The 11,870-nt window shown below is 58.4% G+C and carries 19 protein-coding genes; all 19 read left to right on the forward strand.

What is annotated here, in order from left to right:
• Position 1 precedes the first annotated feature (1 nt).
• Positions 2-322 (forward strand): hypothetical protein, encoded by a 321-nt coding sequence (locus F8N85_RS21995; RefSeq protein ID WP_150805626.1) that lies wholly within the window; start codon positions 2-4, stop codon positions 320-322.
• Between the two features lie 9 nt (positions 323-331).
• The gene (locus F8N85_RS22000; protein WP_150805627.1) at positions 332-1,018 is read left to right on the forward strand and encodes a hypothetical protein; all 687 of its coding nucleotides are present in this window, start codon (positions 332-334) and stop codon (positions 1,016-1,018) included.
• A gap of 541 nt (positions 1,019-1,559) precedes the next feature.
• Positions 1,560-1,883 carry a phage holin family protein gene (locus F8N85_RS22005; RefSeq protein ID WP_150805628.1) on the forward strand — a complete coding sequence of 108 codons (324 nt, stop codon included), beginning with the start codon at positions 1,560-1,562 and terminating at the stop codon, positions 1,881-1,883.
• 596 nt (positions 1,884-2,479) lie between these two features.
• Complete coding sequence (locus F8N85_RS35065; RefSeq protein ID WP_224795725.1) at positions 2,480-2,884, forward strand: hypothetical protein; 405 nt, start codon at positions 2,480-2,482, stop codon at positions 2,882-2,884.
• A complete protein-coding gene (locus F8N85_RS22020; RefSeq protein WP_150805630.1) occupies positions 2,877-3,128 on the forward strand; it encodes a hypothetical protein in 252 nt (83 codons plus the stop codon). The genes F8N85_RS35065 and F8N85_RS22020 overlap by 8 nt, the downstream gene beginning before the upstream one ends.
• A complete protein-coding gene (locus F8N85_RS22025) occupies positions 3,121-3,297 on the forward strand; it encodes a hypothetical protein (protein WP_224795726.1) in 177 nt (58 codons plus the stop codon). Before F8N85_RS22020 ends, F8N85_RS22025 begins: the two co-directional genes overlap by 8 nt.
• A 2-nt stretch (positions 3,298-3,299) precedes the next feature.
• A complete protein-coding gene (locus F8N85_RS22030) occupies positions 3,300-3,620 on the forward strand; it encodes an HNH endonuclease (protein ID WP_263596383.1) in 321 nt (106 codons plus the stop codon).
• Between the two features lie 160 nt (positions 3,621-3,780).
• Positions 3,781-4,296 (forward strand): terminase small subunit, encoded by a 516-nt coding sequence (locus F8N85_RS22035; protein WP_150805632.1) that lies wholly within the window; start codon positions 3,781-3,783, stop codon positions 4,294-4,296.
• The gene (locus F8N85_RS22040; RefSeq protein WP_150805633.1) at positions 4,293-5,975 is read left to right on the forward strand and encodes a terminase large subunit; all 1,683 of its coding nucleotides are present in this window, start codon (positions 4,293-4,295) and stop codon (positions 5,973-5,975) included. The genes F8N85_RS22035 and F8N85_RS22040 overlap by 4 nt, the downstream gene beginning before the upstream one ends.
• The gene (locus F8N85_RS34600) at positions 5,972-6,133 is read left to right on the forward strand and encodes a hypothetical protein (protein ID WP_191636234.1); all 162 of its coding nucleotides are present in this window, start codon (positions 5,972-5,974) and stop codon (positions 6,131-6,133) included. Before F8N85_RS22040 ends, F8N85_RS34600 begins: the two co-directional genes overlap by 4 nt.
• Complete coding sequence (locus F8N85_RS22045) at positions 6,126-7,427, forward strand: phage portal protein (RefSeq protein WP_150805634.1); 1,302 nt, start codon at positions 6,126-6,128, stop codon at positions 7,425-7,427. Before F8N85_RS34600 ends, F8N85_RS22045 begins: the two co-directional genes overlap by 8 nt.
• 2 nt (positions 7,428-7,429) lie before the next feature.
• Complete coding sequence (locus F8N85_RS22050; protein WP_150805635.1) at positions 7,430-8,293, forward strand: head maturation protease, ClpP-related; 864 nt, start codon at positions 7,430-7,432, stop codon at positions 8,291-8,293.
• Positions 8,294-8,362: 69 nt separating this feature from the next.
• Complete coding sequence (locus F8N85_RS22055; protein ID WP_150805636.1) at positions 8,363-9,556, forward strand: phage major capsid protein; 1,194 nt, start codon at positions 8,363-8,365, stop codon at positions 9,554-9,556.
• Positions 9,557-9,612: 56 nt separating this feature from the next.
• Positions 9,613-9,876, forward strand: coding sequence for a hypothetical protein (locus F8N85_RS22060; protein WP_150805637.1), 264 nt, complete (start codon positions 9,613-9,615; stop codon positions 9,874-9,876).
• Position 9,877: 1 nt separating this feature from the next.
• On the forward strand, positions 9,878-10,219 hold the full coding sequence (locus F8N85_RS22065; protein WP_150805638.1) for a head-tail connector protein: 342 nt from the start codon (positions 9,878-9,880) through the stop codon (positions 10,217-10,219).
• Positions 10,219-10,545: a phage head closure protein gene (locus tag F8N85_RS22070; protein ID WP_150805639.1), complete on the forward strand. Its 327-nt coding sequence runs from the start codon at positions 10,219-10,221 to the stop codon at positions 10,543-10,545. The genes F8N85_RS22065 and F8N85_RS22070 overlap by 1 nt, the downstream gene beginning before the upstream one ends.
• Positions 10,546-10,547: 2 nt before the next feature.
• A complete protein-coding gene (locus tag F8N85_RS22075) occupies positions 10,548-10,973 on the forward strand; it encodes an HK97-gp10 family putative phage morphogenesis protein (RefSeq protein ID WP_150805640.1) in 426 nt (141 codons plus the stop codon).
• Positions 10,970-11,356 carry a DUF3168 domain-containing protein gene (locus F8N85_RS22080; RefSeq protein ID WP_150805641.1) on the forward strand — a complete coding sequence of 129 codons (387 nt, stop codon included), beginning with the start codon at positions 10,970-10,972 and terminating at the stop codon, positions 11,354-11,356. Before F8N85_RS22075 ends, F8N85_RS22080 begins: the two co-directional genes overlap by 4 nt.
• A 79-nt stretch (positions 11,357-11,435) precedes the next feature.
• Positions 11,436-11,870 (forward strand): phage tail tube protein (locus F8N85_RS22085; protein ID WP_150805709.1); only part of this gene is annotated, 435 nt, incomplete at its 3' end.

Below are 11,870 nucleotides of genomic sequence, written 5' to 3' on the forward strand. Positions count from 1 at the left end.
GATGAAAAAGAGCCATGGCCCCGCCTTCAAGAAGGAAGTGATCCCGCTCAAGCAGTGCCCGGCCTGCCGTGGTCGGGCAGTGATCAGCGGCGTCTTCCACCAGATCGATTGCCACCAGTGCAACGCCTCGGGCTGGGTTGCCGAGTCAACTGGTGAGGCGCTGCCGGTGTCGGACCTGGTCACCCAGCTGAGCCTGATGCTTCAGCAGTCGGCCCGGGAGACCCAAGAGCTTCGCCGCTCCATACCGTCAGGTGGGCCGCAAGCCCAATACGAACAGAACAACCGCCGCGGCGCCGGCGGCACCAACTACACCGGGGATTAAGGGGAAACCATGGGCATCTATAAAGACGTGATGGGCACACTGGTCCGGGTACTGGCCGCCGACAACATCGACAACAGCACCAAACAGAGCTGGCAGAAGCTGATTGATGCTGACCTGCGCCAGGGTGGCACGGGCAGTTCCATCTCGGTCCGCGACAAGTTCGACTATGACTGCTGCCTTCATGCGCTGCTGCACCGAGACCTGGCCCCGGCTCAATGGGATGTGCTGGTAGCGAAGTTCTCGACCCACAAGGCCAATAAGGTGGGTGCAATCGGCCGCCTGATCAGCCGCATCAGTTCGCCAGCGCCGCAACTGTTCATCTATAAGGCGGTCACGGCATGGGCAATCCCAAAGCTGAAGGGCTTACAGGTCAGCCCGCGCGGCGGTCGCGAGGTTGCAAGCCGCGGCTTACGAAATAAGCTCGAGTTCGCGGCTGTCGGCAAGATGATCACTTCAGGTTGGACTGTCGAGGTGAAGGTCGATCGCGATCAATACGTGAAACGCTCCACCGATATGATCGTGCTTCCAGCGGAATTCTACGACATGAACACTTGGGATCTTGAGGGCAAACCAGAGTCGACACGGCGCCGCTGGAAGACTGGAATTGCACGGTGCCTTGAGCGCCTCGAGGAGCAAGCGGTGGTGCATGCGACCGAGATATTCGATCGGGAAGAAATCTTCATAGAAGCCGCTTGACCGTAGTGGCGCTTTGATCGTAAATTAACCCCATCATGTCGATCTTGCGCGTTATGAGAGACGACACAAAAAAGCCCAGCCGCCGAGCTGGGCTTTTTGCTTTCTGCGATTTGATATTGATCACAGCCAGAGTGGCCCTTCGGGGGATGTCTGGACACCGATTCGCCGGTCAGTGCGGTGGTGCGATAAACACCGGCAGTCAGCGTGCTCCTGCTCCATCACCCTGGAGTAGCGCTGACGGGCAGCGTGGGAAGACACGCACGTTATGCAGATGACACGCGCAGGCAGCTGCGCTAAGTCGGTAGTGGCGTCGATCAAAGCCGTGCGCTCCCTGATCGTCTACGCGATGAGAGGCTGGGGTATGTGACCCAACGAGCCAGCCCGTAAAGCCGGAGATCAGCCCCGGACATCTGCACCTATTTCAAAGGCTCGCCATATCGGCGGGCCTTTTTTCGTTTTCGGCCCTACCACACCCGTCGCTCTAAGCCGGGAGTGCTGTTGGGGCCGAACCTATTACGCTCCCCGCAAGGGAGGACAGCGGATGAAACTCATGCCGGAAAAAGACCCGTCGTTCTGGGTGTTGGTGCTGACCGCCCTGAGAGAGAACGGCTTAGCTATGGGGCTGACCTTCGCCCTGACATGGCTCCGCATTCAGTACGACGGCAAAGAAACCAAACCATGGCGCCAGCTGATTGAAGCGTTGCTTGGATCGCTGATCGTGATGGTGGTTGGTCTGACGGTTAAGGAGTTCGGGTTCAGCATTGCCTGGTCATTCGCCACCGCCGGCTTCCTTGGCATCCTCGGTGTCGAGTACGCACGTCAGCTGGCCAAGCGCTGGGCCGAACGCAAGGCGGACGAGATCTAGGTCGCGACACGTTTCGCGAATCATCAAATTGTGTCGCGGACTGCGGCTTGAACTTTCACTCAGATATCGGGCAGTTACTCCAACCGACCGAAGTTAGTAGTTGCACCGCGTTACGCCTTTCGCACTCTGCCTGCGCTTCTGCCTTGGTGGGGTAAGTAGGCTGCAAGCGCTGCTTATCTCGATTGTCGTAGATACTGAAGCTGACCGCAGCCGTCCAAGAACTGCGCTTTCCGCAGCGAACTGATCCGGTCCCGGTGGGGATCGCAGGCACAACCACGTATCTCGGGAGCATCTGCGCCTCTCTGAGCAAAGTTGAGCGAAGTTCTATTTAGTTGTACGCACTTGAGCTAATTAATAGTAGCAACGAATGCCAAGCCTGCTGATCCATTTAGCAGAGGTGAGGCATGACCAAAAAGAACTGGTCAGTCTCAACCCCCCCGGCTACCCACCATTCCCAATGAACATGCCGGAAGACCACGACCACGCTGGAGCCCTGGCATTCGTCCAGGCCATCTGGCCTAACGCAACCGTCGAGTAGCCCGATGAATGACCATCGCCCACCCTTTCGCAGTCCATCAGCCAGTCCGGAGAGCGCAATGAGCCAACCCGATAACGAGCATGTCGTTCGACGCAATAGCGCCGCCCAGGCTGTGGAGTTCAGTGTTGAGGTCCGGCAGGCCATGATCCTGCTTGAAGGCTTGATCAACGCCGGTGATCTCGTGCTTGTACCCGATCAGTACATTGGCAACCGGCTAATGTTTCGTCCTGCCTGCCGCGCACCTGCAGTTGAGACTGTCACTGCCACTCTGGGCGAAGTCGTCGGCTTCAGTCTCGATCCGCTGGAGCAGGCCATTGAATCAACGGTGCGGATGCTGCGTGACGAACACCAGCAGATGTCAGAGGCGGGTGCTCAACGGGATACGGCGCTGTGTGACCGTCTTGCCTCGCACCTCGGCGCACTGTTGGCCGAGCAGCTCAAGCGGGGGAGTGCTGATGAATAGCGCCAAGACAGAGACCGACTACTTCAACCAGGAGCATGTCCATACCGTCGATGATGGCCGAGGCGCGCGTGAGGTGTATCTCGATGGAGTCAAGGTGAACCACGTCACCTTCGCTGATACCCAGCTTGGGCTGATCATTGCCCACTACAACCCGCTTGAGATCATCCCTGGAACTGAATACCTCGACGGCTACCACGCCTGGGGTGATGTTCGGGTTGAGTCCAAGGAGCTTAGTGATGAGTGACAAGGCCGAGCACTACCAGCTCAAGGGCATGATCAGCGATATGCCAGCGGACCAGCAGGCAGAGATCAAGCAGGCCGAGCAAGAAGTGATCGACATTGCCACGCGATCCGAAGCGTCGATGCTCGGCGCAACGATGGCGATGATCCTGCTTTCGCTGGAGGCGCATTAGCCATGGGCAGACTGACCGCTCTCAAGCCCCGCATGCAGGAAGCCGAGGGCCGCAAATTCGCTGCCCCGCTGACTGATGATAAACAGAGTGGCTGGGGCTCTGGCCGAGGTGGCCGCCCGTGGCGCCGCAAGCGCGAGATGATTCTGATCCGCGACAAGTACACCTGCCAGGCCTGCGGCGTTGTCACGCTAGACCTTGAAGTCGACCATGTCGTCAATATCGCCCAAGGCGGCAGCGACGACGACGCCAACCTGCAGTCGCTTTGCGTCCCCTGCCATCAACTCAAGACGGCGACCGAGGCTGCCCGGGGCAGCGGCTATTGACTAGCACGTAAATGGCGTGCCAGAACATCGAGAAACGCACCATTTTGGTGTGGCGCGTCACTAACCCCACGGGGCGGGTCAAGACCGTGGAACCTTTTGTGCCGGACACCGCCCCCGACCGCACGTAGAGATTTTTTCCCCTCATAGGATTTTGTTAAAGATGGCACTCACCTCCAAAAAGCGCGCTTTCATCGTCGCTGTGAGGGAAGGTGCGTCCAACAAAGATGCAGCGATTGCTGCGGGATGTTCCGAGAAGACCGCTTCTGCAGCGGGCTCCAGGCTAGCCAAGGATCCCGACGTGATCCGCGAACTGCATAAACTCAACGCGCTTTTCCCTGTTAATGCGGATGTTAAAGCTGATGTTAAAACCAGTGTTAAAGCCAGCAAGTCTGAACGCCCTGTACGTGCCCCGGCCGTGGCGGTTCCACGCACTGAGCGCACAGTTCAGCCATCCATAAATGGGGATGAAGACCCTCTGTCTTTTTTCAAGTCGATGATGGCTGACGAAGATATGGATCCGAAACTTCGATTGGATGCAGCGAAAGCGCTGGCAAGTTTCACGGTCAGCAAGCCAGGCGAGAAGGGGAAGAAAGAGCAGGTTCAGGAAGCCGCCGAGCAGGTGGCGTCCGGCAGGTTCGGTTTACGCAAGCCGGGTCAGCTTAGGGCGGTGAAATGATGGAATGGACCACGGCTTGTCCTGACTGGAAGTCGCGCATCGTTGATCGTAAATCGATCATGCCTCTGACGCCGATATTTCAAGACCAGGCGGATGATGCACTTGATGTCTTCTGTAATCTCCGGATGGTTGACGCGACTGACAGCCCCCTAATGGGGGATACATGCCAGCCATGGGTGCTTGATCTAGTTGCGGTGCTATTCGGCTCCTATGACCAAGAAGCCAGGCGCCGTTTAATCACCAACTACTTTTTGATGGTCAGCAAGAAAAACGGGAAAAGCACCATTGCCGCCGGCATCATGTTGACCGCGCTCATTCTAAATGCTCGGGCTTCTGGCGAATTCATCATTCTCGCCCCTACAAAAGAGGCGGCGGATAACGCTTATAAGCCGATCCGCGACATGATCAAGGCAGATGCGGAACTGGAGGCCAGATTCCACGAGCAAGAGCACATCCGCACTATTACCGACCGGCTTAACCACGCAACGTTGAAGGTGGTGGCGGCGGACAGCGCGACGGTCACGGGTAAAAAGGCGATAGGCGTCTTCATCGATGAATTGCACGAGTTCGGGAAACAGGCCAAGTCTGCAAACATGCTCACAGAGGCAACGGGCGGCCTCGCATCACGGCCAGAAGGATTCGTGTTCTATTGCACCACCCAGTCGGCGTCGCCTCCGGCAGGCGTCTTCAAAGCCAAGCTGGACTATGCCCGCGGCGTCCGCGATGGAAGGATTGTAGATAAGCGTTTCTTGCCGATCATCTACGAGTTTCCAGCATGGATGATTGAAAAAGACCTTCACAAAAATCTGTCGAATGCCTACGTAACGAATCCTAACTGGGGCATTTCGGTAGATCAGCAGGTAATCGAGCAGAAGTACCAAGAGGCTCAGGAGACCGGCGAAGAGGCCATCCGGGATTTTCTCGCTAAGCACATGAACGTCGAGATTGGGCTTGCGCTGATGTCCAGTCGGTGGGCGGGCGCGGACTTCTGGGAGGCAGCTGCCGTACCCGTACTTACCCTGGACATGCTTATCGCGATGTCTGAGGTGATCGCAGTTGGCATTGACGGCGGCGGGCTCGACGATTTACTCGGTTTTGCGGCAGTTGGCCGGGATAAAAGAACCAGAGATTGGCTCATCTGGACGCACGCCTGGGCTCATCCCTCAGTCCTCGAGCGTCGAAAGGCCGAGGCGCCACGATTTCATGATTTCGAGAAGCAAGGGAACCTGACCCTGTCTGTTCGCATCGGCGATGACGTAAATGACGTGGCCGACCTGGTCGAGCAGATCGAGGCGTCTGGGTTGCTGGACAAGGTCGGTGTCGACCCCGTTGGCATCGGGGCGATTTACGACGCAATGATCGAACGTGAGATTCCCCCGGAGAAAATTGTCGCCATCAGCCAAGGCTGGAAGTTGGGCGGCGCTATTAAGACGGCCGAACGCAAGCTAGCTGAAGGCGGTATGAAGCATGGCGGCCAGCCAATGATGGCCTGGTGTGTCGGCAACGCCAAAGTCGAGCCTCGGGCCAACTCGATACTGATCACCAAGCAAGCCAGCGGGTCGGCCAAGATCGACCCATTGATGGCTCTGTTCAACGCAGTGACCTTGATTTCCTTGAACCCCGAAGGACGGGGGAATGACGACTTCATGGCCGCCATTCGGAATCCGATCATCGTATGAATCCATTGCACGTATACATTTTTACCGCCTTGGCTGGGTTCTCCGTCGGTGTCGCCGGTGTTTACGTCCTGTTCGGCTTGGGCTGGTCGCTGCTGGCTGGCGGCGCCTCTTTACTTCTCATCGCTGGTTTTGTGCGCAAGGGGCTGACAGGTGACTAAATCCTTATCGGCCGTGATTGGTCGAGCAGCCAGCAAGCCCAAAGCGTCACTGGGCGAATGGTTCGGAAAGTCCATCAAGTTGAGCGATGGCGGTTTCTGGGGGCAGTTTCTCGGTGGACAGTCCAGCTCTGGCAAGACTGTAACCGTCGACAACGCCATGCAGCTTTCCGCAGTCTGGTCCTGCGTGCGAATTATCTCGACATCGGTTGCGGGGCTTCCGCTCGGAGTTTACCGCCGCGAGGTCGACGGCGGCAGGAAGGATGCGCGCGACTTCGGCTTGTACGACGTTATTCATAACAGCCCTAACGAGGACATGACCGCGTTTCAGTTCTGGCAGGCAATGGTCGCTGCCATGCTGCTTCGAGGGAACGCTTTTGCCGAGATCCTGCGCATTGGCTCTCGTATTGTTGCGCTGGACTTCCTTCTGCCATCGCGAGTCGATCTTGACCTCGATGATGACGGGCGCATCACCTACTGGTACAGGCCAAGGAAGGGTGCTCGGCGACAGATTGAGCGCCAAAACATGCTTCACATTCCGGCGTTCAGCCTTGATGGTCGGGTGGGCCTTTCGGCGATCCGCTACGGCGCTGATGTTTTCGGCGCAGCAATGTCGGCTGACGATGCTGCGAACGGCACCTTCAAGAACGGGTTGTTGCCGGCGGTGGCCTTCAAGGTTGACCGGATACTGAAGCCTGAGCAGCGTGATGAGTTTCGCGACTATGTGAAGCAGATATCAGGCGCGCTGAATGCTGGTCGCTCTCCAGTACTTGAGCAGGGGATCACACCAGAGTCCATCGGGATTGACCCGGTCGACGCCCAGCTTCTGGAGTCCAGGTCGTACAGCATTGAAGAGGTCTGCCGCTGGTTTGGCGTTCCACCCTGGATGGTTGGCAAGACGGATTCCGGTAGCAACTGGGGCACAGGTCTTGAACAGCAGATGATTGCCTTTCTGACGTTCAGCATCAGTTCGATCACCAATCAGATTCAGCAGTGCGTAAACAAGCGGCTGCTGACTCCGGTCGAGCGGCAGTCCCACTATGCAGAGTTCTCGCTGGAGGCTTTTCTCAAGGCAGACAGCGCAGGGCGCTCGGAGTGGTACAGCAAAATGACCCAGAACGGGATCATGACCCGCGACGAGTGCCGCGTTAAAGAAAACCTGCCTCGCCATGGTGGAAACGCTGCGGTGCTCACTGTGCAGACCAACCTGGCTCCCATCGACCAGTTGGGCAAGTCAACCGATAGCCAGGCCGCACAGGCCGCCCTTAAAAACTGGCTCGGCCAGAATCAGGAGTAACCATGCAGCTGAACATCAAGGCCGGCAGCTTTCGCTGTGAGCTGAGCCCTCGTGCGCTCGATATGTGGAACCCGGACCTTCGCGCTGCACTGGAGGCCGGAACCGACACCATCACCATGTACGGCATCATCGGAGAAGACTGGTACGGTGAGGGCGTGACACTCAAACGTGTCGACGCTGCCCTGCGTGCCATCGGCGACAAGCCTGTCACGGTCTATATCAACTCCCCGGGTGGCGACATGTTCGAGGGGATCGCGATCTATAACCGCCTGCTCGAACATTCGCAGGAGATCACCGTCAAGGTGCTCGGGTTGGCCGCTTCTGCCGCGTCCGTGATCGCAATGGCGGGCGCCAAGCGGGAAGTGGCCAAGACGGCCTTCCTGATGATCCATAACTGCTGGACGTACTTCGCCGGAAACCGGCATGCGATCCGCGAACTGGCCGACACCATGGAGGAGTTTGATCGGGCGATGATCAGCCTGTATGCCGACACCAGCGGCCAGGACGAAAAGGCCGTAGAGAAGATGCTCGACGCCGAAACCTACATGAACGGTGCGAACGCCGTGGAGAAGGGTTTTGCAACAGGGCTTATCTCTGCCGCCGAAGTGACGGAGGTGCCTGACGAAGAGCAGGCTCAGGCACATTCAGCTCGCAAGCTGGACGCCGCCCTGGCCAAGTCCGGCATGACGCGCAGCGAGCGTCGAAAACTAATTTCAGAAATCAAGACCGGCACGCCCAGCGCTGTCGGCGGCGACAAGCCTCGCGCTGTCGTGCCGGGTACGCCTAGCGCTGCCCTTGATCTATCCGCGTTTGAAGAAACCGCAAACCAGGCGTCGGCACTTCGGAGTCTTATCCCTAGCTGCTAAGCGACTGAAGCCGCAACCGACTATTAACCGCCCGAGAGGCGGTTTTTTCATTTATGAAAGGAAAAAATCATGCCCGTAGATCTCTCCCAAATCGAAGCTTCCCAGAAGCAAACCCAGGCCGACCTGAAAGCCGTTGGCGATCAGATCAAGACCTATGCCGAACGCACCGAGAAGGAAATCAAAGCCTCCGGTGAAATGCAGGCTGAAACCCGTGGCAAGGTGGATGAGCTGCTGATGAAGCAGGGCGAGCTGCAAGCTCGCATGCAGGAAGCGGAGCAGAAGCTGGTCAATGCTGGCAAGCAGCATGAGGCGGGTGTTCAGCAATCTGCTGGTGACATGGTTGCGGCCAAGATGGCGGAAGAGGGCGTGACTAGCTCCTTCCGTGGTTCGCGCCGTGTTGAAGTACCTCGCGCTGCCATCACCTCCGCACCAACCTCTGGCGGCGCGCTGGTCCAGACCGAGCGTGTCGGCGTGGTTCTGGCACCGCAGCGCCGCTTGACTATTCGTGACCTGGTCGCACCGGGTACCACAGGCAGCAGCTCGGTCGAGTACGTTCGCGAAACCGGCTTCACCAATAACGCCGCCATCGTTGGTGAGGGCCTGGCCAAGCCGTACAGTGAACTCACCTTCGCGCTGGAAAATGCGAACGTGCGCACCATCGCTCACTTGTTCAAAGGTAGCCGCCAGATCCTCGATGACGCCTCTGCACTGCAAAGCTACATCGATGCTCGGGCGCGTTACGGTTTGCTGATGGCTGAAGAGGCGCAGCTGCTCTACGGCAACGGTACCGGCAACAACCTCAAGGGCATCATCCCGCAGGCCCAGGCCTACGCTGCCCCCGGTGGCATCGTTGTCGAAGCTGAGCAGCGCATCGACCGCATTCGCCTGGCGCTACTGCAAGCCATGCTGGCGGAATTTCCGTCCACCGGTATCGTGCTCAACCCGATTGACTGGGCTGCGATTGAGCTGCTTAAGGATGGCGACGGCCGTTACATCATTGGCAAACCTCAGGACGGCACCACGCCACGCTTGTGGAACCTGCCGGTGGTGGAAACTCAGGCCATCGTACAAGACCAGTTCCTAGTGGGCGCATTTAGCCTGGCCGCGCAGATCTATGACCGCATGGGCATTGAGGTTCTGATCTCGACCGAAAACGCCGATGATTTCGAGAAGAACATGGTGTCCATCCGTGCTGAAGAGCGCTTGGCCTTCGCCGTGTATCGCCCCGAAGCATTCGTAACCGGCGAGTTGACCGCTGTCTGATTCTTCACCACAGAGCGCCGCCTCCGGGCGGCCTCGCTTGTTCAGGAGATGTGCAAATGGCACGCAGAGACTCGAGTGCGACCGGGGAGATTGCCCCGCCGGATAGCCCAGAGGTGATCGTGAAATCAAAGCCTGTGGTGAGCCAAGAGTCCGAGGTGCAATCGGACGAGAAGGGCGAAATTACCGTCTACCCGCTGCGCAGCTACCTCGACGGTAACGAAGTCCGACGCGCTGGCGGCAAAGGGTATACCTCGCCAAAGCATGACGCGGTATCACTTATCGCAGCTGGCCTCGCCACTGACAAAAATCCGAAGGCCTGATATGAATGCGATCAATACGGATGAGGCGATGCAGCAAGTGCGCGCCGAAGACGACGATCGGGCTCATGTTGAGTTGCTGCTTGCGGCGGCCGAAGACAGCGCCTCGCAATTTATGAATCGGCGCTTCTTTGCAGATGAAACAGCTCTTGCTGCTGCGATTTTGGACGGTTCGGCAGGGCTTGACCCGATCCTCATAAACCCCTCTGTTCGAGCGGCTTGCCTGCTTATTCTCGGCAGCTTGTATGCCAACCGGGAAGATGTTGTGGTCGGGGTCGCCTCAAGCGAGTTACCTATGGGCTCGCGCTCACTTCTGACGCCTTATCGTGTCGGCTGGGGGATTTAATGAGAGCCGGCCCGCTACGTCATCGCTGCTCTGTGCAGCAGCAAACGCGCATTTCAGACGGAATGGGTGGCTACAAGGAAGGCTGGGCGGAACTGCGCAAGATCTGGGCAGAAATCACCATGCCTACAGGTCGAACCTCAGTCGTTGCGCAGCAAATCACCGCGCTGGTGACCGCTGAGATCCGGGTGCGGCCTGCTGCGGATCTGGTTGCTGGGGTCCGCATTGTCCACGGGGAGGATCGCTATCTGGTCGAAGCCGCGCTACTCGACAACGAGCACTCCATGCTCCGGTTGCTGTGTTCTCTCGTAAAAGCCCAGGAGGCGTAGCGATGTCCAGACGATCGAGCGTACAAGGGGATTTCAAGTTGCGCGGTTTGCTGCGGCGGATCGGCAATCAGATCGAAAGCGACCTGCGGCCCGCAATGGTTCAGGCCGCCAACCTGGTGCTTGAGACCCAAACTTACTTAATCCCTCGCGACACAGGTGACTCGGCGGAAGCCCTGACGGCTTTTGTATCGAAGAGCGGTCTTGATGCAGAGATCGGGATCAGAGGGAAAAAGGACAACCGCCGCTACTTCTACGCCAGGTTCAGCGAATACGGGACGAAGGGTTACACCATGGGCGATACAGCCATACCGGCCCGCCCGGCACATCCGTGGCTTCGTCCGTCGTACGACATGAACCGCGACCAGATCGTCGACCTGATCACCAAGGCGATCGCTTCAACATTGAGCAAGGCTGCGGAGGCCAAATGAGTGACCCAGGCTTGGCGCTGCAAAAGGCGCTGTTCGACAAGTTGTCAGCGAGCCTGACGGTCCCGGTGTTCGATGCGGTGCCCGCAGGCACCATGTATCCGTACGTCACGCTGGATTATGAAGCGGTTGATAACACCACTCCGGTGTCCGGCAAGAAGCGCGAAAACCGCCTGTTCTATCTGAGCGTCTGGTCCAGTTACAAAGGCCAGGCCGAAGTGAAGCGCATCAACGGCGAGATCGCTGCCGCCCTGGACGAGGTTCCGCTCCCACTGAGCACTGGCACGGCTGTATCGGTTCGCGTCCTGCGCGCCGGCACCCACCGCGAGCCGGACGGTGTCACCTACATGGGCAGCGTCACGCTTCGAATCATCACCCAACACTGATTCCGCCGCGCACCACCAGCACCCGCCATTGAGCGGGTTTTTTATTGCTTGAAAACCACCCGCGCCCTGGAGGGCAACCATGACTATCAAAACATCCGCCGGCGTCACGCTTCTGATCGGCCCGGCACATAACGTCAGTTATGGCGAGGATGCGGCTGGTATTGCCGCTGCCATCCTGGCCTTGAAGGCGCTCACCTACATCGAGGTCGGCGAAGTTGAAGACGCTGGCGAGATTGGCGACGAGGCGAGCACTGCCGATTTCACCGCGCTGGCCAACCGCCGCAAGCGCAAAGTCAAAGGCACCTTCGATGCGGGCAGCCAGAGCGTCACCCTGGGTGAAGACCCGAGCGATGCGGGCCAGGCGGCCGTGAAAGCGGCGGTGCGTAGCGACTCGAACTTCGCCGTCCAGATGGATTACGGCGACGGCTCGTCGGACTTCTACCTGGTCCAGGTGTTGAGCTTCCGCAAGCAGATCGGCACCGCTGAATCGATCCGCAAGGCGTCGGTCAATCTG

The organism is Pseudomonas fluorescens, assembly GCF_902497875.1.
In the GTDB taxonomy this organism is placed as follows: domain Bacteria; phylum Pseudomonadota; class Gammaproteobacteria; order Pseudomonadales; family Pseudomonadaceae; genus Aquipseudomonas; species Aquipseudomonas fluorescens_BR.